At 62.3% G+C, this 19423-nt stretch carries 18 protein-coding genes; 13 read left to right on the top strand and 5 right to left on the bottom strand.

Features of this window, described 5'->3' with window-relative positions; genetic code table 11:
• Positions 1-49: 49 nt before the first annotated feature.
• The 5 genes from dapD to map all read right to left on the bottom strand — a co-directional run bounded on the left by dapD (position 50) and on the right by map (position 6259).
• Positions 50-1075, bottom strand: a complete 1026-nt coding sequence (gene dapD / locus JH15_RS08130) for a 2,3,4,5-tetrahydropyridine-2,6-dicarboxylate N-succinyltransferase (protein WP_043529290.1) — start codon at positions 1073-1075, stop codon at positions 50-52.
• Positions 1076-1103: 28 nt separating this feature from the next.
• Complete coding sequence (locus tag JH15_RS08135) at positions 1104-1448, bottom strand: arsenate reductase (protein WP_043529292.1); 345 nt, start codon at positions 1446-1448, stop codon at positions 1104-1106.
• A gap of 9 nt (positions 1449-1457) precedes the next feature.
• Positions 1458-2654, bottom strand: a complete 1197-nt coding sequence (gene dapC / locus JH15_RS08140) for a succinyldiaminopimelate transaminase (protein WP_043529294.1) — start codon at positions 2652-2654, stop codon at positions 1458-1460.
• 135 nt (positions 2655-2789) lie between these two features.
• On the bottom strand, positions 2790-5465 hold the full coding sequence (locus JH15_RS08145; protein ID WP_043529296.1) for a [protein-PII] uridylyltransferase: 2676 nt from the start codon (positions 5463-5465) through the stop codon (positions 2790-2792).
• Positions 5466-5467: 2 nt separating this feature from the next.
• Complete coding sequence (gene map / locus JH15_RS08150; protein ID WP_043529298.1) at positions 5468-6259, bottom strand: type I methionyl aminopeptidase; 792 nt, start codon at positions 6257-6259, stop codon at positions 5468-5470.
• A 282-nt stretch (positions 6260-6541) separates the two neighbouring features.
• On the opposite strand from map, the gene rpsB reads away from it, so the two are divergent.
• From rpsB to lpxA, 13 genes are all read left to right on the top strand, one after another.
• Positions 6542-7279 carry a 30S ribosomal protein S2 gene (rpsB, locus tag JH15_RS08155; protein ID WP_043529300.1) on the top strand — a complete coding sequence of 246 codons (738 nt, stop codon included), beginning with the start codon at positions 6542-6544 and terminating at the stop codon, positions 7277-7279.
• A gap of 154 nt (positions 7280-7433) precedes the next feature.
• Positions 7434-8303: a translation elongation factor Ts gene (gene tsf, locus JH15_RS08160; RefSeq protein WP_043529302.1), complete on the top strand. Its 870-nt coding sequence runs from the start codon at positions 7434-7436 to the stop codon at positions 8301-8303.
• 97 nt (positions 8304-8400) lie between these two features.
• A complete protein-coding gene (gene pyrH, locus JH15_RS08165) occupies positions 8401-9180 on the top strand; it encodes a UMP kinase (protein WP_043529303.1) in 780 nt (259 codons plus the stop codon).
• Between the two features lie 4 nt (positions 9181-9184).
• Positions 9185-9742: a ribosome recycling factor gene (gene frr / locus JH15_RS08170; RefSeq protein ID WP_043529305.1), complete on the top strand. Its 558-nt coding sequence runs from the start codon at positions 9185-9187 to the stop codon at positions 9740-9742.
• Positions 9743-9779: 37 nt separating this feature from the next.
• Positions 9780-10553, top strand: a complete 774-nt coding sequence (uppS, locus tag JH15_RS08175; RefSeq protein ID WP_043529307.1) for a polyprenyl diphosphate synthase — start codon at positions 9780-9782, stop codon at positions 10551-10553.
• Positions 10546-11343 (top strand): phosphatidate cytidylyltransferase, encoded by a 798-nt coding sequence (locus JH15_RS08180; protein ID WP_043529309.1) that lies wholly within the window; start codon positions 10546-10548, stop codon positions 11341-11343. Before uppS ends, JH15_RS08180 begins: the two co-directional genes overlap by 8 nt.
• Before the next feature lies 1 nt (position 11344).
• Positions 11345-12565 carry a 1-deoxy-D-xylulose-5-phosphate reductoisomerase gene (gene ispC / locus JH15_RS08185; protein WP_052383976.1) on the top strand — a complete coding sequence of 407 codons (1221 nt, stop codon included), beginning with the start codon at positions 11345-11347 and terminating at the stop codon, positions 12563-12565.
• An 11-nt stretch (positions 12566-12576) separates the two neighbouring features.
• A complete protein-coding gene (rseP, locus tag JH15_RS08190) occupies positions 12577-13929 on the top strand; it encodes a sigma E protease regulator RseP (RefSeq protein ID WP_043529310.1) in 1353 nt (450 codons plus the stop codon).
• Positions 13930-14087: 158 nt separating this feature from the next.
• Entirely contained in the window at positions 14088-16421 is a 2334-nt protein-coding gene (gene bamA / locus JH15_RS08195; protein WP_231566404.1) for an outer membrane protein assembly factor BamA, read from the top strand.
• A gap of 36 nt (positions 16422-16457) precedes the next feature.
• Positions 16458-16961, top strand: coding sequence for an OmpH/Skp family outer membrane protein (locus JH15_RS08200; RefSeq protein WP_043529311.1), 504 nt, complete (start codon positions 16458-16460; stop codon positions 16959-16961).
• A gap of 70 nt (positions 16962-17031) precedes the next feature.
• Positions 17032-18072, top strand: a complete 1041-nt coding sequence (gene lpxD / locus JH15_RS08205) for a UDP-3-O-(3-hydroxymyristoyl)glucosamine N-acyltransferase (RefSeq protein ID WP_043529312.1) — start codon at positions 17032-17034, stop codon at positions 18070-18072.
• 88 nt (positions 18073-18160) lie between these two features.
• Entirely contained in the window at positions 18161-18604 is a 444-nt protein-coding gene (gene fabZ, locus JH15_RS08210) for a 3-hydroxyacyl-ACP dehydratase FabZ (RefSeq protein ID WP_043529313.1), read from the top strand.
• Complete coding sequence (gene lpxA / locus JH15_RS08215) at positions 18601-19368, top strand: acyl-ACP--UDP-N-acetylglucosamine O-acyltransferase (protein ID WP_043529315.1); 768 nt, start codon at positions 18601-18603, stop codon at positions 19366-19368. Before fabZ ends, lpxA begins: the two co-directional genes overlap by 4 nt.
• Positions 19369-19423 lie beyond the last annotated feature (55 nt).

Below are 19423 nucleotides of genomic sequence, written 5' to 3' on the forward strand. Positions count from 1 at the left end.
AGGTGGCGGAGCGAAAGGGCCGCCGCTCATAAGGAGCGGCGGCGCACGCTTACTGGTTGGCGTGCAGGGCGTCGTTGAGGGCGATGGCGCTCTTGTTGGTCAGGCACTCGATGCGACCGCTCTGGGAATTGCGGCGCAGCAGCAGGTCGTTCTGCCCGGCCAGCTCGCGGGCCGCCACGATCCTGACTTCCTGGCCCTGGTCGTCGAGCAGGGCGACCTTGGCGCCAGCGGTAATATACAGCCCGGCTTCCACGGTACAGCGATCGCCCAGCGGGATGCCGATGCCGGCATTCGCCCCGATCAGGCAACCTTCGCCCACCTTGATCACGATATTGCCGCCACCCGATAGGGTGCCCATGGTCGAGCAGCCACCGCCAAGGTCGGATCCCTTGCCGACCATGACACCGGCTGAGATACGGCCTTCGATCATGCCCGGACCCTGGGTGCCGGCATTGAAATTGACGAAGCCTTCATGCATCACGGTCGTGCCTTCGCCGAGATGGGCCCCCAGGCGGACCCGGGCGGTGTCGGCAATGCGGACGCCGGTGGGCACCACGTAATCGGTCATCTTGGGGAACTTGTCGACACAATCCACCGACAGGGTGCGACCCTCGAGGCGTGCCTTGAGTCGGCGAGCCGGAAGCTCCTCGACATCGATCGCGCCTTCGTTGCTCCAGGCCACGTTGCGCAGCAGGCCGAACATGCCGGTCAGGTCGAGACCATGGGGCTGCACCAGGCGATGCGACAGCAGGTGCAGCTTGAGGTAGACCTCGGGGGCGCTCTGCGGCGGAAGATCCTCGGTCAGGAACATGGCAACCAGCGGACGCTGACTCTCGGCGAAGGCTTCGGCGAGCTCGGCCTGGTCGCCATGGCCTGCCTCGCGTAGGGCCTGGGCCAGCGCTGGACAATGCTCGGGCAGAAAACTCACCGCAGCGTTGCCTTCCGGGGCGTCGACGGCACGCTTCGCGGCCTCGACCAGACTGGCATCCGGTGCCCAGAGGGGCGCCGGATAATAGATCTCCAGCCAATCGCCCTGGGTGTTCTGGGTGCCGATTCCAAGTGCGAAGCTCAGCATGGGGGGTGTCCTCTAGTAATGGTGGGGGCTAGGGCGTCAAATCGTCAAAGTCGCCGTTGCGGTAGCCGACCCGCAGGTCGTTACCCGTATCCAGCAGCGGGCGCTTGATCAGCGTCGGATGGGCGAGCATCAGCGCATGGGCCCGGGCCGTATCGATATCCTCTTTCTCAGCATCGTCGAGTTGACGCCAGGTAGTGCTGCGGCGGTTGAGCAGCGTACCGAGCGGCAGCCGAGCGAGCCATGCACCGAGCCGCTCGGCATCGAGGCCATCATCGCGAAGGTCGTGGAATCGGTAGTCGACTCCCTTGGCGTCGAGTGCCTTGCGCGCCTTGCGGCAGGTGTCGCAAGCCTTGATCCCATACAGGGTAATCATGACGAATCCTCAGTGACCTTCGATGAAGCGGCGAATGCGGCGTGCGCCTTCGAGCGTGGACTCCAGCTCGGCGACCAGCGCCAGGCGGATGCGCCCGGCGCCAGGATCGTCTCCTTGGCTCGACGCCCGTGACATGTAGCGACCCGGGAGCACGCTGACATGCGCCTCGGCAAACAGGTCGCGGGTGAATGCCTCGTCGTCGCCCTCGGGCACCGCCGGCCATAGGTAGAAGCTCGCCTCAGGGGTGGGAAAATCCATCACCGGGGCGAGAATGTCGGTGACCGCGGCGAACTTCTCCCGATAGGCATCGCGATTGGCACGAACGTGCGTCTCGTCACCCCAGGCAGTGATCGAGGCACGTTGGATCGGCAGGGACATGGCGCAGCCATGATAGGTGCGGTAGCGCTTGAACGGGGCGATCAGGTCCGCATCCCCTGCGACGAACCCCGAGCGCAGGCCCGGCAGGTTGGAGCGCTTGGACAATGAATGGAACACCACGCAGCGCCGGTAATCGTGGCGTCCGAGCAGGGCGCACGCCTCGAGCAGCCCGGGGGGCGGGGCGTTCTCGTCGAGATACAACTCGGAATAACACTCATCCGAGGCCACGATGAAATCATGCTCATCGGCCAGCTCGATCAAGCGAACGAACTCCTCGATAGGCGTGACTGCACCGGTGGGGTTGCCGGGAGAGCAGACAAAGACGATCTGCACATCGCGCCATGTCTCGGCGCTGACCGCGTCGAGGGTAGGGCGAAATCCGCTCTCGGCACGGCAGTCGAGATAGAGCGGCTGGCCGCCGGCCAACAACGTGGCTCCTTCGTAGATCTGATAGAAGGGGTTGGGCACCGCGACCCGCGCCGGCCGCGTCCGGTCGAGCGCCGCCTGGACGAACGCGAAGATCGCTTCACGGGTGCCGTTGACCGGCAGGACCTGGCGCTCGGCGTCCAGACCATCAAGGGCGAAGCGCCGTGTCATCCAGCGCGCGATCGACTCGCGCAGCTCGGGTAGCCCGGCCGTGGCCGGATAGCGGGCCATCTCGTGCTGGTAGACCTGCAGGGTCTCGAGGGCCGCAGCGAAGGGCGCATGCTGGGGCTCGCCGATGGTCAGGGGAATATGCGAAAGCGACGCGGGCGGCGTGATGTTCGCCTTTAGCGTGGCGAGCTTCTCGAAGGGATACGGCTTCAAGGCATCGAGATCGGGATTCATGGGTGTCCTGGCGGCGCCTCGCGAGGCGCTTGTCATTTGAGTCGGCGCCGCGGGCGGCCTGCCTGAGTCGTGGCTAGGCTGGCGATTATAAGGAAGCCGCCCCGGTGTCTCAAACCCGGGGCGGTTCATCGAAGGCTAGACGCTGAGCACCTCGACCAGGCGCTCGCGCAACCTGGCCTGGCGCTCGGGGTCGGTCAGTGGCTGGCCGGTCTTGTCGGTGATGAAGAACACGTCTTCCACCCGCTCGCCAAGCGTGGCGATCTTGGCCGTCGACAGGGCGATATCCTGCTCCATGAAGATGCGCCCGACGCGGGCCAGCAGGCCCGGGCGGTCCGGGGCGACCAGTTCCAGCATGGTGCGCTCGTTGGCCGGATCCTGCTCGATCACCACTTGGGTGGGGACCTTGAAGTGCTTCAACTGGCGAGGCGTGTGACGAATCACGATTTGCGGATAGTCCTCGGGGTCGTCGAGTTCTTCAACCAGATGGCGGCGAATCTCGTCGAGCCGGTGCGGATCGCGAATCGGCTGATCCTCCTCGTCGAGTACGATGAAGGTATTCAGTGTCCAGTCGTTGCTCGAAGTGGCAATGCGCGCGTCGTGAATCGATAGCCCCAACTGCTCCATGGCCGCAGCAGTGGCGGCGAACAGATCGTCGACCGAGCGGGTGTGGATGAAGACCTTGGTGCCGCCTTCGGACATGTCCTCGGTCGGCGCGCTGATCAGAATCAACGGCAAGTCGGCGCTGTGATGGGCCAGAATGCCCTGGGTCTGCCAGGCCACCTCACTGGGGGCGTACTGCAGGAAATACTCTTCCCCCAGCGATTCCCACAGCTGATCCACCCGCGCCAGGTCGGCGCCCACCGAGGCGAGCAGCGAACGCGCTTCGTCGCGGGTCTCGCGTACCCAGTCGTCGCGGTCCAGCGGATTTTCCAGCCCGCGACGCAGAACGCGCTTGGTCTCGGCATGCAGCTGGCGCAGCAGCGAGGCGCGCCAGCCATTCCACAGGGAGGGGTTGGTGGCGTTGATATCGGCCACGGTCAGCACGTAGAGATAATCCAGGTGGACTTCGTCGCGCACTTCCATGGCAAACTCGCGAATCACGTCCGGGTCGGAGATGTCGCGCTTCTGAGCGGTTTTCGACATCAGCAGGTGGTGCTCGACGAGCCAGCTTACCAGTCGGGAGTCGTGGGGCGGCAGTCCGTGGCGCTCGCAGAACGCCTCGACATCGCGGGCGCCGAGAATCGAGTGGTTGCCGCCGCGTCCCTTGCCAATGTCGTGATAGAGCCCGGCGATCCACAGCAGTTCGAGCTTGGGTAGCTGGTGAACCAGTACCGCGGCCACGGGGAAGCAATCACGGCCCTCCGGCTCACGAAAGCGCTGCACGAACTTCAACAGGCGCAGGGTGTGGGCATCCACCGTATAGATGTGAAACAGGTCGTGCTGCATCAAGCCGACCGCCTGGCCGAATTCGGGCAGGTACTTGCCCAGCACGCCGTAGCGGTTCATGCGTCTAAGCTGTCGGGGGACGTTTCCGCCGCAACGCAGCAGCTCCATGAACAGACTTTGATGGCGCACATCCTCACGGAAAAGGTCGTCGATGCGGTGACGGTTATCGCGAATCAGGCGAATGGTCGAGGCTCGCACGCCCTCGATCTCCGGGTGCTGCGCCATCAGCAGGAACAGTTCCAGTAGCGCTGCCGGACGGCGGTGGAAGACCCGGGGGTGGCGGGCCTGGATGTAGCCGCCCTTGATCTCGAATCGCGCATTGAGCGGCTTGGTCTCGAGTTCCTCGCTGCCGCGCAGGATGACCTCGTCAAAATGCTGCAGCAGCATGTCGTTGAGTCCGGCGAGGGCCGTGACATGCCGGTAGTAGCGCTTCATGAACTGTTCGACGGCCAGTCGCTCCGGCGTGTCTCGATAGCCGAAGCGTTCGGCAATGGTGCGCTGATGGTCGAACAGCAGGCGATCCTCGGCACGGCCGGTCAGCATGTGCAGCGCATAGCGAACCTGCCACAGGAAGGCCTGCCCCTGACTGAGGATGCGCAGCTCCGCATCGTTCATGAAGCCGCTGTCGACCAGATCCTCGTAGCGCAGGGTGCCGAAATGGCGCTTGGCCACCCAGCCGATCATCTGGATATCGCGCAGGCCGCCCGGGGAGCTCTTGATATTGGGCTCAAGATGATACTCGGAGTTGTTGTAGCGGTAGTGCCGTGTGATCTGCTCCTGCCACTTGGCTTCGAAGAAGCGATCCGCCGGCCACAATCGCTGTGTGGACAGGCGTTCCTGCATGGCGTCGCGCAGCCGTGCCGGGCCGGCCAGGGTGCGCGACTCGAGCAGGTTGGTGATCACTGTGATATCGGCCTTGGCCTCGCGCTCGCAGTCGTTCAGCGAGCGCACGCTATGACCGATCTCGAGCCCGATGTCCCATAGAAAGGTGATGAACTCGGTCAAGGGCTCGCGGTAGGCCGTATCGTCGTCATGCTCGAGCAGCAGCAGCAGGTCGACATCCGAATGCGGGTGCAGCTCGCCGCGCCCATAACCGCCCACCGCGAGCAGGGCGATGCCGTCATCGGGCCAGGCATGGCGCGACCAGGCGACCTCGAGCAGGCGGTCGAGGCACCAGGCGCGGCCATGAATCAGGTCGCGGATGTCGGCGCCGGCCGCAAAGCGCTCATCCAGGCGCGCCTGGACGGCCCGTAGCGCCTCCTTGAAGGGGGCAATGGGCGAACGCTTGCCTTCCAGGTCGGCACGCAAGGCCTCGGTGTCCAGCAGGCTCGTGTCGGGTTCGAAGCGATAGTGATGCAGCAGCATGGTCAGCTGCGCAGGAAGGACAGGTCTTCGTCACCGCGGGCGGTGAGGACTTCGACGCCATCGGCAGTCACCAGCAAGGTGTGCTCCCATTGGGCCGACAGGCTCTTGTCCTTGGTTACCGCGGTCCAGCCATCGCGAAGGACCTTGGTACGGTAGCCGCCGACGTTGATCATCGGCTCGATGGTGAAGCACATGCCCTCGGCCAGGGCGATGTCCGCTTCGGGAGCATAGCCATCGTAATGCAGGAACTGCGGATCCTCATGGAATCCGGCGCCGATGCCATGGCCGCAGAAATCGCGAACCACCGAGTAGCCGTTGGCCTCGGCGTGACGCTGGATCGCGCGCGCCAGCTCGGAAAGGCGCACGCCCGGCTTGACCAGTGCGATGCTCTTGTAGAGGCACTCCTGCGTGACCCGGGAGAGGCGCTCGCCCTGGATGCTTTCGCCGATGACGAACATCATGCTCGAGTCGCCATGGTAGCCATCGGCAGTCTTGACGGTAATGTCGACATTCATGATGTCGCCATTCTTGAGCTTCTTGCCCTCGTCGGGAATGCCGTGGCAGACCACATGATTGAGTGAGGTGCAGATCGACTTGGGGAAGCCATGATAATTGAGCGGCGCCGGCGTGGAGCCCAGCTCGTGCACGATATAATCGTGGCACAGGCGGTCGAGCTTGCCCGTGCTGACACCGGCCTGGACATGGGGGGCGAGCATTTCGAACACGCTTGCGGCCTGGCGGCCCGCTTCGCGCATCTTTTCGATTTCGTCGGACGTCTTGATGGGTACGTTCATGGAGTCTCGAAGGCTGGGAGTGAGTGCCGGCCGCGACGCTGAGAAGGGCGGGCGACTTCATCTTGGCATTGATCTATGGTATAAAGCCGCGCGCTTTCCTGCAATCGTTGACCTGACCCCGTAAGCGACTGAGCGGTGGTCGGTGATACCAGGCAAGATGCGTAACCAGAACGCCTTGAAAACACACATGTACCGTCACATGGTCCCGGGTGCTGTCGGCGCGCCGATAGTCGGATCCATGGGGTATGTGGAGGCCTAACCCGATTTTTCAGGAGTCATCCCATGGCACAAGTCAATATGCGTGACCTGCTCAAGGCAGGCGCCCACTTCGGTCACCAGACCAAGTACTGGAACCCGAAGATGAGCAAGTACATCTTCGGAGCACGCAACAAGATTCACATCATCAACCTCGAGCACACCCTGCCGGCCTTGAACGAGGCGATCGGCGTGGTCGAGAGAATGGCGGCCAGCAACAACAAGATCATGTTCGTCGGTACCAAGCGTAGCGCGAGCAAGATCATTCGCGAAGAAGCCAACCGTGTTGGCATGCCCTTCGTGAACCACCGCTGGCTCGGCGGCATGCTCACCAACTACAAGACCATCCGCGTTTCCATCAAGCGTCTGCGCGAACTCGAAGCCATGCACGAAGACGGCACCTTCGAGAAGCTGACCAAGAAGGAAGTCCTGATGGCGACCCGCGAGCAGGACAAGCTCGAGCGCTCCGTGGGCGGTATCAAGGAAATGGGCGGCCTGCCGGACGCGCTGTTCGTGATCGACGTCGACCACGAGCGCATCGCGATCAATGAAGCCAACAAGCTGGGCATTCCGGTCATCGGTGTCGTTGATACCAACTCCAATCCGGACGGCGTCGACTACGTCATCCCCGGTAACGACGACTCCATCCGCGCCATCCAGATTTACGTCCAGGCTATCGCCGATGCCTGCGCCAAGGCGAAGGAAGGGCGTCCCGACGAGTTCGTCGAGGTCTCCGAGACCAGCGAGAACGAAGTCGCCGAGTGATGTCGCGACGTCTATCCTGAGCATCGCCGCCGGTTCCGTGGCATCGCGATGACAGGATTGATCGAAGGGGGCTACGGCCCCCTTTCCCGCCGCCAAGGTCATCGGTGGCGGGATACGTTCTCCCGAATACCGACTCAACCTAGAGGTTATCAATATGGCAGCTATTAGCGCGTCTCAGGTCAAGGAACTGCGCGAACGTACCGGCCTGGGCATGATGGAGTGCAAGAAGGCGCTCACCGAAGCCGACGGCGATATCGAGAAGGCGATCGAGGATCTGCGCAAGAACTCGGGCCTCAAGGCCGCCAAGAAAGCCGGTCGTACCGCTGCAGAGGGTGCTGTCGTGACCCGTGTTGCGGAAGACGGCAGCTACGGGGTCATGCTCGAAGTCAACTCCGAGACCGACTTCGTCGCTCGTGACGAAAACTTCACTGCCTTCGCCGAGAAAGTGTTGGCCAAGGCCTTCAGTTCTAAGTCCGACGACATCGCCGCCATCATGGAAGGTGAGCTGGAAGACGCCCGTGGTCAGCTGGTCCAGAAGATCGGCGAGAACATCACCGCGCGTCGTGCGGTGGTGATCGAAGCCGGTGAGGGCAACCGCGTCGGTGAATATGTCCATGGCGGTCGCATCGGTGTGCTCACCGTGCTCAAGGGCGGTACTGACGAGGCGGCTCGCGATGTCGCCATGCACGTCGCGGCCATCAACCCCGCGGTGGCGCGTCCCGAGAACATGCCTCAGGAGCAGCTGGACAAGGAGAAGGCGATTATCCTGGCTCAGCCGGACATGGCCGGCAAGCCGACCGAGATCGCCGAGAAGATGGTCCAGGGTCGCCTGAAGAAGTACCTGGCCGAGAACAGCCTGACCGAGCAGCCCTTCGTCAAGGATCCGAACCAGAGCGTCGCCGAGTACGTCAAGGCGGCCGGCGGTGAAGTGATCGGTTTCACCCGCTTCGAAGTGGGCGAAGGCATCGAGAAGGAAGAGGTCGACTTTGCCAAGGAAGTGATGGAACAGGCTCGCCGTAGCTGAGGTCCTAGCTTCCAGGTCCGTGTTGGCGTGCGCGTGAGCGCACGCCTTCGCGTATCCAGCCCCCCAATTTCGCCGACGTGTCCAAAGGAGACTTGCCATGCCTTCATCTTCCGATCAGCCAGGTGCCGTCGAGCCGCGTACCGGCAAGGTCGAGCGCGGTGCAAAGTCGAAGTACAAGCGCATCCTGCTCAAGCTGTCCGGCGAAGCCTTGATGGGTGAGCATGACTTCGGTATCGACCCCAAGGTCCTCGATCGCATGGCGCTCGAGATCGGACAGCTGGTCGGCATCGGTGTCCAGGTAGGTATCGTGGTCGGCGGCGGGAACCTGTTCCGCGGTGCCGCGCTCAATGAGGCGGGCATGGACCGGGTGACCGGCGATCACATGGGCATGCTGGCCACGGTCATGAATGCCCTGGCGATGCGTGATGCGCTGGAGCGCTCGAACATTCGTTCACGCGTGATGTCGGCCATTCCCATGAGCGGGGTCGTGGAGCATTACGATCGTCGCACCGGGATACGCTACCTGACCTCGGGAGACGTGGTATTGTTCTCCGCCGGCACCGGCAATCCCTTCTTCACCACCGACTCCGCGGCCTGCCTGCGGGGCATCGAGATCGATGCCGATGTCGTCATCAAGGCCACCAAGGTCGATGGCGTCTACGACAAGGATCCGGTGAAGTTTCCCGATGCCGTGAAGTATGAACGCCTGACCTACGACGAGGTCCTCGACCAGAAACTTGGCGTCATGGATTTGACCGCCATCTGCCTGGTGCGTGACCATGACATGCCGGTGCGTGTGTTCGACATGAACAAGCCCGGTGCCCTGCTGAATCTGGTCGTGGGCGGCAAGGAAGGCACGCTGATAGATAGAGGGTAGAAACGTGATCAACGAGATCAAGAAAGACGCCGAAGCGCGCATGAAGAAGAGCCTTGATGCCCTGCATGCCAACTTCAACAAGATTCGTACCGGACGGGCGCATCCCAGCATTCTCGATTCGGTGATGGTCGATTACTACGGCGCTGCCATGCCCATCAACCAAGTGGCCAATGTCAATGTCGAGGATGCACGCACCCTCGCGGTGGTGCCCTGGGAAAAGAGCATGGTACCCAAGGTCGAGAAGGCGATCATGACCTCGGACCTGGGGCTCAATCCCTCGACGGCGGGCGACGTCATTCGCGTACCGATGCCGATGCTCACCGAGGAGACGCGCAAGGGCTATATCAAGCAGGCGCGTGGCGAGGCCGAGAATGCCCGAGTGGCGATACGCAGTGTACGGCGTGACGCCAATAACGATCTCAAGGCGCTGCTCAAGGACAAGGAAATTTCCGAGGACGAAGAGCATCGTGCGGTGGACGATATCCAGAAGCTGACCGACAAGCACATCGCCGATATCGACAAGCAGCTGGAAGCCAAGGAACACGACCTGATGCAGGTGTGAAGAGGAGGATGGTCACTCCTTCTTCTTGTGAGGCTCAATGACGTTACCGCAGTCCCCCAAGTCCCGGCAGTGCGAGACAGACCACTGTGGGCCGCCACGCCATGTGGCGATCATCATGGACGGCAACAATCGCTGGGCCCGCTCCCGGGGCATGTCTGGCGTGCGTGGTCACCATGCCGGCGTCGAGGCGGTACGGGCCGTGATTCGCCGTGCCGCCGAGCGCGGGGTCGAGACGTTGACCCTGTTCGCCTTTTCCAGTGAAAACTGGAAGCGTCCCGTGGCCGAGGTCAACGCCTTGATGGAGCTTTTCCTGATGGCGCTCAAGCGCGAGGTGAAGAAGCTTCACGAGCACGACATCCGCTTGTCGATCATCGGTGCACGGGATGGGTTTTCCACCTCGATCCAGCAGTACATCGACCGCGCCGAGCGGCTTACACGAGACAACCGCGGGATGCATCTGGTGGTGGCGGCCAATTATGGCGGCCGATGGGACATTGCCCAGGCCGCACGGCGATTGGCGTCGCGTGTCGAAAATGGCGAGTTGCATGCCGAAGACATCGACGAGGCAATGATGGGCCAGGAAATGGCACTGGCCGACCAGCCGCCGGTCGATCTGTGTATCCGGACCAGTGGAGAGCAGAGAATCTCCAATTTTCTGCTTTGGCAACTGGCCTATGCCGAGTTCCATTTCTCGCCACTACTGTGGCCGGATTTCGACGGCGAGGCGTTCGATCTGGCGATCGATGATTTCACTCGACGTCAGCGTCGCTTCGGCATGACCCACGAGCAGATCGAGGCGCAGGGTGCTTAAGCAGCGTGTCATTACCGCAGTGATTCTCGCCCCGCTGGTGCTGGCGGGCTTGTTCGGCCTGACCGGCGGTGCGTTTGCCCTGTTTACCGGGGCCATCGTGCTGATCGGTGCCTGGGAGTGGGTCAACCTGGCCGGCTACGCCAACTCGAAGCTGCGTATCGCCGGTGTGCTGGGCATGGCTGTGGCAATGGCATTGCTCTGGTACACCGGTCAGGTTCATTCAGCCTGGCCGCTGTGGGTCGCTGCCGTGGGGTGGGCCCTCAATCTCTACTGGGTCGTGGCCTATCCCGAGCATCAGGCGCAGTGGGCGACCTCCGCACGACGCCTGGCCATGGGGGTATGGGTGCTGCTGCCCTGTTGGGTCGGTTTCATCGTGCTTCGCGAGAGTGGCGCTGTCTGGCTGCTGTTCCTGTTGCTGCTGGTGTGGTGTGCCGATACCGGGGCCTACTTCGCCGGACGACGCTTTGGCAAGCGCAAGCTGGCTGTGCACGTGAGCCCCGCGAAATCCTGGGAAGGCGTATTGGGCGGGATGGCGGCGACCACCTTGTTGGCGTTGATATTCGCCGTATGGCTGTCATTGGGTGTTGGTGAGACACTGGTCCTGGTCATCATTACCTGGGCGGTGTCGCTGGTATCGGTATTGGGCGATCTGTTCGAGAGCATGCTCAAGCGCACCCGTGGCATCAAGGACTCCAGTGCGCTGTTGCCTGGGCACGGTGGTGTGCTAGACCGTATCGATAGTCTCACCGCCGCGGTTCCCCTGTTTGCCTTGCTATGGCTGGTACTCTGATATGCATGACCCTCTCGATGACTCGAGCGACGCTCGGGTGAGGCCGCAGTCGGTGACCGTACTGGGTGCCACGGGCTCGATCGGTACAAGCACCCTCGACGTACTGGCACGTCATCCTGATCGTTATCGCATCCATGCCCTGACCGCCTGTTCCCGGCGTGAGGCCCTTCGCGACCAGTGTCTGGCTCATCGCCCTCGCCTGGCGGTATTGGCACACGAGATGGATGCTCAGTGGCTGCGTGACGAGTTGCATGCCGCAGGACTCGATACGGAAGTCAGGGCAGGCGACACCGCCCTGGTCGAGGTCGCCGAGGCCAGCGAAGTGGATGTCGTGATGGCTGCCATCGTCGGTGCGGCGGGCCTGTTGCCGACCTTGGCCGCAGTGCAGGCGGGAAAGCGGGTGCTTCTGGCCAACAAGGAAGCGCTGGTGATGTCCGGGGCGCTGTTCATGGATGCTGTGCAGCGTCATGGCGCCGTCCTGTTGCCGATCGATTCCGAGCACAATGCCATCTACCAGTGTCTTCCGACCGAGCATAGGGGTGGATTGGCCCGCGTGGGGGTGCGCCAGCTGTTGCTGACGGCATCCGGCGGCCCGTTTCTCGGCTGGTCGTCCGACGCCCTGACCCATGTGACCCCCGAACAGGCTTGCGCCCATCCCAACTGGTCGATGGGGCGCAAGATTTCGGTCGATAGTGCCAGCCTGATGAACAAGGGGCTCGAACTGATCGAAGCCTGCTGGCTATTCGATGCGCGCCCCGAACAGATTCAGGTGGTGGTGCATCCGCAATCGGTGATCCACTCCATGGTCGCCTACGACGATGGCTCGGTGATCGCCCAGTTGGGCAATCCCGATATGCGCACGCCGATCGCCTATGGGCTGGCCTGGCCGGAGCGTATTGCAGCAGGTGTCGAGGCGCTGGACCTGTTCCAGGTCGCCCGGCTGGATTTCCAGTCCCCCGACGAGACTGCATTCCCGTGTCTACGCCTCGCGCGCCAGGCCATGCAGTCTGGCGGCACCGCCCCGGCCGTACTCAATGCCGCGAACGAGGTGGCTGTCGAGGCCTTCCTGAACGGTCGCCTGGGTTTCAAGGGCATCGCGGAGTTGGTGGAAGGGGTGCTTGACTCGACGCCCGTCCAGACAGCCTCGGAACTCGAGGTCATCCTTCAGGAAGATCGTCAGGCGCGCACGCGTGCCGAACGCTTTCTGGAACGCTATTGCTAGGAGAGGTCGTCATGGGCGTTATCCAGAATATTCTTGCCGTGATCGTGGTCCTGGGCCTCCTGATCACGTTTCACGAATTCGGCCACTTCTGGGTGGCTCGCCGATGTGGCGTCAAGGTGCTGCGTTTCTCGGTGGGATTCGGCAAGCCCTTGTGGTCACGCGTGGATCGCCACGGGACGGAGTTTGCCGTGGCGGCGATTCCCCTGGGCGGCTACGTCAAGATGCTCGACGAGCGTGAGGGACCGGTCGACCCGGCCGAGCACCATCGAGCCTTCAATCGCAAGAGCGTCTGGCAGCGCATCGCCATCGTAGTGGCCGGACCGCTGGCCAACTTCCTGCTGGCCATCGTCGCCTATTGGCTGCTGTTCGTGGTGGGGACCACCACCGTGGCTCCCGTGGTGGGCGATGTCGCGCCCGGGTCGCCGGCCGAGCAGGGCGGCTTGCAGACGGGCCAGGAAATCGTGGCGGTGCAGGACGAGGCGGTTCGTTCCTGGGATGAGGTCAATCTCAAGCTGATATCCGCGATCGGCGCCGACGAGTTACGCATCCAGGCGCGTGGGGACGGTGCCAGCGAAGCGCGGGAGTATCGCTTACCCGTCGACAACTGGCTGGCCCGCCAGGACCCTCCACAGCCATTGCCCAGCTTGGGCGTAACCCCCTGGCGCCCCGAGTTCCCGGCCGTGCTGGGCCAGGTCGTCGAAGGCGAACCCGCGGCCGAGGCGGGGCTACAGCCTGGGGACGAAATCATTGCCGTCGACGGTGAGCCGATTGCCGACTGGATGGCCTTCGTGGAGCGAGTCCGCGCCAATCCGGGCGAGGCCCTGACGCTGACCGTGGCACGAAATGGCGAGCGGCAGGATATCCGCTTGACGCCTCAGCGCAACGAAATCGAGGAGGGCCGGGCGATCGGTTACATCGGCGCCGGTGCAGAATCGGTCGAATGGCCCGATGAGTATCGCCGGGAGATCCGTTACGGACCGCTAGCGGCGGTCGGCCAATCGTTGGCGCGTACCGGCGAGATGTCGGTGCTGACCCTGGATGCCATACGCAAGATGGCGGTTGGCCTGATTTCGCCGTCCAATTTGTCGGGCCCGATTACCATCGCCCGCGTGGCGGGGGATTCGGCGCGCACGGGCCTTGAAAGTTTCGTCAGTTTTCTGGCGTATCTCTCGATCAGTCTTGGCATCCTCAACCTGCTCCCCATCCCTGTGCTGGATGGAGGACATCTGGTCTATTACCTGTTCGAGGTGGTACGCGGCCGGCCGCTTTCCGAGCGGGCCCAGGCCATGGGCCTGCGTGTCGGCCTGGCACTGGTCGGCGGGTTGATGGTGATGGCGTTGTACTTTGATCTGATGCGGCTGTGAGCGGTGCGGGACGGGGCCGTTCGGTGCTGACGGTGGGGTGGACCCAGCGAGGCTGACGCGAGCGGCCTTGTCAGTTACCCACCCTAATGTATAAGGTGCCTGTTTGATGCGCGGGGATGCGTAACCGCGGGCAGACTCAACTCGAGCGAATCGACTGCATGAAACTCAAGACCATCGGATTGGCGGCGCTGATGCTTACCGGCGCTCAAGCCCAGCTGGCGCTGGCAGAGACGTTCAACGTTTCCGACATTCGCGTGGAGGGGCTGCAACGCGTTTCTGCCGCTTCCGTATTCAATGCCTTCCCTATCAACGCCAACGAGAGTGTCGACGACCGGGAACTGGCCGAGGCCGCCCGGGCCCTGTTCCGCACCGGATTGTTCGACGACGTGCAGCTGGCCCGCGATGGTGACGTGCTGATCATTCAGGTCGATGAGCGCCCTTTCATTACCGACGTCAGCATCAGCGGCAATTCGCAAATTTCCGAAGAGGACCTTCGTCGAGGGCTGCGTGAGGCAGGGCTTGCCGAGGGGCAGGTCCTGCAGCTGTCGACACTCGAGGAGATCCAGCGTGAACTCGAGGGGGTCTACCAGGGGCAGGGACGCTACAGCGCCCGCATCAATACCGATGTCGAGGAGATCGACGAAAGCCGGGTTCGCGTCGCTATCGACATCAATGAAGGCTCCGTCGCCAAGATTCGCCAGATTAATATCGTAGGCAATCAGGCTTTCGATGACGAGACCCTGCGCAACGTCTTCGAACTCCAGGATCGCCCCGGCTGGCTGTTCGGCTGGTTCTCCGATGACGAATATTCGCGTGAACGGCTCTCCGGCGATCTGGAGCGCCTGCGCTCGTATTACCTCGATCGTGGTTACGTCAACTTCACCATCAGTTCGACCCAGGTCTCGATCAGCCCCGACAAGTCGGAGATCTTCGTTACCGTCAACGTCGACGAGGGCAACCAGTACCGGCTTGGCAACATCCGTTTCGCTGGCGAGCTACCCATCGCCGAATCCGAAGCGCGCGGTCTGGTCCAGGCCGAGCCGGGCGAGATATTCTCCCGCAGCGACGTGACCGCCTCTGCGGAAGCCCTGCGCTCGAGGTTGGGTGCCGAGGGCTTTGCGTTCGCCAGTGTCGATGGCGTGCCCGAAGTGAGTGGCGACAGCGTCGATGTGACCTTCGTCGTCGATCCCGGTCGGCGTGCTTATGTCCGGCGTATCAACTTCATCGGTAATACCACAACGGAAGATGAAGTGCTGCGCCGCGAAATGATTCAGATGGAAGGGGCGCCGGCCTCGACCCAACAGATCAGTCAGTCCCGTCAGCGTCTCGAGCGCCTGGGCTTTTTCCGGCAGGTCGACGTCGAAACACAACCCGTGGCAGGCGAACCCGATCAACTCGACGTCACCTACAATGTCGAGGAGCAGCCTTCGGGGTCGATCTCTGCCAGCGTCGGCTTTTCCCAGAGTGCGGGTGTGATCTATGGGGCCGCCCTGTCCCAGAATAATTTCCTGGGTACGGGTAACCGAGTCAATGTCGGTGCCCAGCGCAGTAATACCTTCACTAGCCTGAATTTCGGTTTCACTGATCCGTACTGGACGCTGGATGGCGTGTCACGCGGCTATAACCTGTTCTATCGCGAGACCGACTACGAAGATTCCGATATTTCGACCTACTCCACCGATGCCTACGGGGCCGGTATCAACTTCGGCTACCCGATCAATGAATTGGCACGGCTGAATTTTGGCGCCAGCCTCGAGGACCTCACGGTCCATACCTATAACGATACGGCCTCCGAGATCGTGCAGTATGTCGATGAGCAGGGGACCAACGCCCAAAGCCTCAAGCTGACCGCCAGTTGGACGCGAAATAACCTCAACCGCGGGATGATGCCGACGGCGGGCAACTATCAGCGGGTGTCACTCGAGACCGCCGCACCCGGAAGCGATGCCCAGTATTACAAGTTACGTATGCGGGCCCAGCAATTCTTCCCCATCAACGATAGCTGGTCGCTGAAGTTCGGCTCGACGTTGGGGTATGCCGATAGCATCGGCAACGATCCCTACCCGTTCTACGAGAATTTCTTCTCCGGCGGTCTTGGCTCGGTACGTGGTTTCACCGGCAACACCCTGGGGCCGGACACGACTCCTCGCGGGGGCGGCAGTGATCGTACCCTGGGCGGTAACGTGCTGGTCGAGGGCTCGGCAGAGTTGTTGTTTCCGCTGCCGTTCATCGAGGATCAGCGCTCGTTGCAGGCCGGATTCTTCGTTGATGCCGGCAATACCTACCTGACCGATTGCTACGAGGTCGAGGCCGGCCGTGAATCCAGCTGCGAATCCGGCGTCGATCTGGGTGAGCTGCGCTACAGTGCAGGTATCGGCCTCTCATGGCTGACGCCGGTGGGGCCATTGACGTTCAGCGTCGCTGAGCCGCTCAATGACAAGGAGGGCGATGATACTCAGGTCTTCCAGTTCTCGCTGGGTCAGACGTTCTGATTCCTGCACCGAAATTGACACGAGGAGAGCAAGCGTATGCGTAAATTGACCGGAGTGCTGTGTGCCGGCCTGCTGGGGATGCTCGCCTTGCCTGCCCAGGCGGCGGACGTGGCGGTACTCGATTGGCGTGAGGCCCTGTTGTCGACCGATGCCGCCCAGCGTTCGATGAACCAGTTGGAAAACCAGATCAGCGGCCAGCGCCAGCAAGCGCAGTCGTTGGGCCAGGAATTACAACAGTTGCAGCAACGCCTGCAACAGGATGGCGCAGTCATGTCCGACAATGAGCGCCAGCAAGCCCAGCAGGAGTTGCAGCAGAAGGGGGCTGAGTTCCAGCAATTGCGCGGCTCGATCGCCCAGGCCCAGCGCCAGGCCGAGCAGCAGTTTCTCGAACAGGCCGACCCCAAGCTTCAGCAAGCCGTGGAGCAGGTCATCAATCGTCACGACGTCAAGGTGCTGATCGATCGTGAGGCGGTGATTCATGTCGAGGATGGCCTCGATCTCACCAGTGAGGTCACGCAGATCCTCAACTCACTCAACTGAATCGTCGCTTAGCCATCTATCCAGCCAATCGCGCCGGCGAACCCTACGACTACCGGATCAGTGACATACCATGAGCTACGCCCACAACGCCGCCTATACCTTGGATGAAATTGCCCAGCGCCTGGGAGCGACGTTGGTGGGCGATGGCTCACGTCGAGTGACCGGCTTGGCGACCCTCAGCGACGCCGGCCCCGAGGATATCGCCTTTCTCGCCAATCGGGCCTATCTGCGCTATCTCACCGATACCCGGGCGGCCGCCGTGCTGCTACACCCAAGCCATGCCGACGCGTGCCCTACCGCCAGCCTGACCCTGGACAATCCCTACCTGGGGTACGCACTGGTCTCCGGGTTGTTCGATCCCCTCGCGGCACGCGATGAGCCGGGAATCGATGCGTCCGCCTCGGTCAGCGACACCGCCAGTCTTGGCCAGGACGTGCAGATTGGCCCGAACGCGGTGATCGAAGCGGGAGCGCGGTTGGGGGATAGGGTCATCGTTGGTGCGGGATGTGTGGTCGGCGCCGACACACAAATCGGTGACGACTCTCGCCTGCACGCCAATGTCACGGTGTACCATGGGGTGATGATCGGCAAGCGGGCCATTCTCCACAGTGGGTGCGTCATTGGCGCCGATGGTTTCGGGTTCGCCCATGATGGCAGCCGCTGGCACAAGATCGCCCAACTCGGCGGTGTTGTCCTGGGCGACGATGTCGAGGTCGGCAGCTGCTCCAGCATCGATCGTGGTGCACTCGGTGACACGCTCATCGGAGACGACGTGAAAATCGACAGCCAGGTACAGATCGCCCATAACGTGCAAATTGGCGATCACAGCGCGCTGGCCGGTTGCGTGGGCATCGCCGGCTCGACCAAGGTGGGTCGGCACTGCATGCTGGGTGGCGGCGTCGGCCTCTCGGGCCATCTGACCCTCTGTGACGGGGTGCAGGTCACGGGCATGAGTCTCGTGACCAATTCGATTCACGAGCCCGGCGTCTACTCATCCGGGACCGGTGCCATGAACAATGCCCAGTGGCGCAAGAATGCGGTGCGTTTCAAGCAGCTCGACGATATCGCCAAGCGGCTTGCGCGTCTCGAGAAAGAACAACGCAGCCGTTGAGTCGCGCGAGTAGGGCGCTATAATCCCTGGCCCGCCCAGCGCGCTCATCCCTAGGGATGAGCTTTTTGTATTTTCAGAGGTCGCATCGATGGTAATGGACATCAACGAGATTCGTGAGTATCTGCCCCACCGCTATCCTTTTCTGCTGATCGATCGGGTGCAGGAACTTACGGTGGGCGAGTCCATCGTCGCGTACAAGAATGTCAGCATCAATGAGCCATTTTTCAACGGTCATTTTCCCCACCACCCGATCATGCCGGGCGTGTTGATCATCGAGGCAATGGCCCAGGCTTGTGGGATTCTGGGCTTCAAGACCGTCAACAAGCTTCCCGCCGATGGCTATGTCTATTACCTTGTTGGCAGTGACAACGCCCGCTTCAAGCGGCCGGTCATGCCGGGCGACAGGCTGCTACTGGAGGCCAAGGTCATACGTGGCAAGCGGGGCATCTGGAAGTTCGCCTGCCGTGCCACCGTCGAGGGTGAACTGGCCTGTGAGGCCGACATCATCTGTGCCGAGAGGAAGGTCGCTTGATACATCCCACTGCCATCGTAGATCCCGAGGCTAGCCTGGCCGAGGACGTCGAGGTCGGTCCCTTCAGTGTCATCGGGCCGGATGTGGAGATCGGTGCCGGTAGCCGCATTGGTCCGCATGTCGTGATCAAGGGGCCGACTCGCCTCGGCGAGCGCACGCGTATCTTCCAGTTCGCCTCGGTGGGCGAGGACTGCCAGGACAAGAAATACGCCGGTGAGCCGACACGGCTGGTCATGGGCGACGACAACGTGATTCGTGAAGGGGCGACCCTGCACCGGGGAACGGCCCAGGATCGCTACGAAACGACCATCGGTAGCCGCAACCTGTTCATGGCCTATGCTCATGTCGGTCACGACTGTGTGATCGGAAGTGATTGTATCCTCGCCAACCAGGTCACCCTGGCAGGGCATGTCACACTGGGCGACTTTGCCATCCTGGGTGGCCTGGCCGCGGTGCATCAGTTCTGTCACTTCGGCACGCATGCCATGGCCGGGGGGGGGTCGATCATCACCAAGGACACCCCAGCCTATGTGATGATCAATGGCAATCCTGCCCAGCCGCATGGCTTGAACGTCGTGGGGCTCAAGCGGCGCGGCTTCGATGACGAGGCAATACGGGCACTGCAGGATGCCTACAAGCTGGTCTATCGACGCGGCCTGACCGTTGCCCAGGCGCTGGAAACCATCGAGTCGCGCTACCAGTTACCCGAGACGCGAACATTCGTGGACTCGATACGGGTTGCCTCGCGCGGCATCGTTCGTTAGTCATCACCAGGTAAGCCAATCCAGGGCGCCCAATCCAGGTCATGCCAAGGGGATC

The sequence above is a fragment of the Litchfieldella xinjiangensis genome, from assembly GCF_000759345.1.
GTDB lineage: Bacteria > Pseudomonadota > Gammaproteobacteria > Pseudomonadales > Halomonadaceae > Litchfieldella_A > Litchfieldella_A xinjiangensis.

What these genes read in the sequence shown, in the direction of transcription:
- dapD (WP_043529290.1), bottom strand. Translation starts at nt 1,075, where the DNA reads ATGCTGAGCTTCGCACTTGGAATCGGCACCCAGAACACCCAGGGCGAT.
- JH15_RS08135 (WP_043529292.1), bottom strand. Translation starts at nt 1,448, where the DNA reads ATGATTACCCTGTATGGGATCAAGGCTTGCGACACCTGCCGCAAGGCG.
- dapC (WP_043529294.1), bottom strand. Translation starts at nt 2,654, where the DNA reads ATGAATCCCGATCTCGATGCCTTGAAGCCGTATCCCTTCGAGAAGCTC.
- JH15_RS08145 (WP_043529296.1), bottom strand. Translation starts at nt 5,465, where the DNA reads ATGCTGCTGCATCACTATCGCTTCGAACCCGACACGAGCCTGCTGGAC.
- map (WP_043529298.1), bottom strand. Translation starts at nt 6,259, where the DNA reads ATGAACGTACCCATCAAGACGTCCGACGAAATCGAAAAGATGCGCGAA.
- rpsB (WP_043529300.1), top strand. Translation starts at nt 6,542, where the DNA reads ATGGCACAAGTCAATATGCGTGACCTGCTCAAGGCAGGCGCCCACTTC.
- tsf (WP_043529302.1), top strand. Translation starts at nt 7,434, where the DNA reads ATGGCAGCTATTAGCGCGTCTCAGGTCAAGGAACTGCGCGAACGTACC.
- pyrH (WP_043529303.1), top strand. Translation starts at nt 8,401, where the DNA reads ATGCCTTCATCTTCCGATCAGCCAGGTGCCGTCGAGCCGCGTACCGGC.
- uppS (WP_043529307.1), top strand. Translation starts at nt 9,780, where the DNA reads ATGACGTTACCGCAGTCCCCCAAGTCCCGGCAGTGCGAGACAGACCAC.
- ispC (WP_052383976.1), top strand. Translation starts at nt 11,345, where the DNA reads ATGCATGACCCTCTCGATGACTCGAGCGACGCTCGGGTGAGGCCGCAG.
- rseP (WP_043529310.1), top strand. Translation starts at nt 12,577, where the DNA reads ATGGGCGTTATCCAGAATATTCTTGCCGTGATCGTGGTCCTGGGCCTC.
- bamA (WP_231566404.1), top strand. Translation starts at nt 14,088, where the DNA reads ATGAAACTCAAGACCATCGGATTGGCGGCGCTGATGCTTACCGGCGCT.
- JH15_RS08200 (WP_043529311.1), top strand. Translation starts at nt 16,458, where the DNA reads ATGCGTAAATTGACCGGAGTGCTGTGTGCCGGCCTGCTGGGGATGCTC.
- lpxD (WP_043529312.1), top strand. Translation starts at nt 17,032, where the DNA reads ATGAGCTACGCCCACAACGCCGCCTATACCTTGGATGAAATTGCCCAG.
- fabZ (WP_043529313.1), top strand. Translation starts at nt 18,161, where the DNA reads ATGGTAATGGACATCAACGAGATTCGTGAGTATCTGCCCCACCGCTAT.